This window comes from uncultured Amaricoccus sp. (assembly GCF_937858865.1).
GTDB lineage: Bacteria > Pseudomonadota > Alphaproteobacteria > Rhodobacterales > Rhodobacteraceae > Amaricoccus.
Genome location: NZ_CALLYO010000293.1, coordinates 1 through 1,285 on the forward strand (window position 1 = coordinate 1; position 1,285 = coordinate 1,285).

The 1,285-nt window shown below is 74.2% G+C and carries 1 protein-coding gene; it reads right to left on the reverse strand.

All coding sequences use genetic code 11. The features are described from left to right. Window positions 1-131: 131 nt before the first annotated feature. Window positions 132-1,285 (reverse strand): glycoside hydrolase family 3 C-terminal domain-containing protein (locus Q0112_RS08395; protein WP_297973875.1); only part of this gene is annotated, 1,154 nt, incomplete at its 5' end.

Below are 1,285 nucleotides of genomic sequence, written 5' to 3' on the forward strand. Positions count from 1 at the left end.
TCGCCACCTTCGCACGCCCTCCCGCCGCGTCAAGGCCGGCACGTGGGCGCGGCGGTAATCTTGATGGTCATGAATAGAAACGAATTCAATGAATTACTTCCCGCTTCTCGTGCGTGACTCTCCCGCACCCGTCAGTCCAGAACGAAGTCCACTCGGCGCAACCCCGCCGGATCGGCAGAGAGCCCGACGTGCAGCTCGAAGCGCCCCGGCTCCACCACCGGCTCGAGCACCGCGTCGAGGAAGGCGAGGTCCGCCCGCTCCAGCGCGAAGCGGACCGCCCGGCGCTCGCCGGCACCGAGGGCGACCTTCCGGAACCCCCGGAGCTCCAGCACCGGCCGGGCGACGCTCGCCACCGGATCGCGCAGGAAGAGGAAGACCGTCGCCACCCCCTCCCGCCCGCCGGTATTGGCGACCTCCGCCTCGACCTCGATCCGCGCCCCCACCTCGACCCGCGGCTCCCCGACCGCGAAGCTCGTGTAGGAGAGCCCGTGCCCGAAGGGGAACTCGGGCGCATTCGGCAGGTCGAGATACCGGCTCGTGTAGTGATCCCTCGGGTTCTCCGGCCGCCCCCCGGACCGCACCGAGTAGGCGATCGGCACCTGTCCGACATCCCGCGGCCAGGTCACCGCCAGCCCGGCGGAGGGGCTCTCCCGCCCGGTCAGCAGCGCCGCCACCGCATGCCCCGCCTCGCTGCCCGGGAACCAGCAGGCGAGCACCGCCGCCGCCCGGGCGAAGACCTCCGGCATCACGATCGACCGCCCGGAGAAGAGCAGCACCACGACCGGCCGCCCGACCCCGAGCACCGCCGCCGCCAGCGCCGCCTGTCGCCCCGGCAGGTCGATGCGCGCCCGGCTCGCCGCCTCGCCGCTCATCCCCGCTCGCTCGCCGATGCAGAGCACGACGACCTCCGCCCGGCCCGCCGCCGCCACTGCCGCCGGAATCCCGTCCTCCGTATCCCCCTCGACCGCGACCCCCGGCACATGCTCGATCACCGTCCCGGGCAGCGCTGCGCGCAGACCCGCGAGTATGCCCACCGCCTCCTCGCTGCGCCCGGTCCCGACCCAGGGCCCAAGCATCTCCGCCGCCGCATCGGCGAGCGGCCCGACCAGCGCGACCCGCCCCGGCGCCGGCGAGAGCGGCAGCACCCCCTCGTTGCGGAGCAGCACCATCGACCGCACCGCCGCCGCCCGCGCCGCCCGGCGGTCTAGCCGTACCGCGGGCTCCGCCCCCTGGCAGCGGCGATAGGGATCGTCGAGCAGCCCGAGCCGCGCCTTCAGCACCAGCA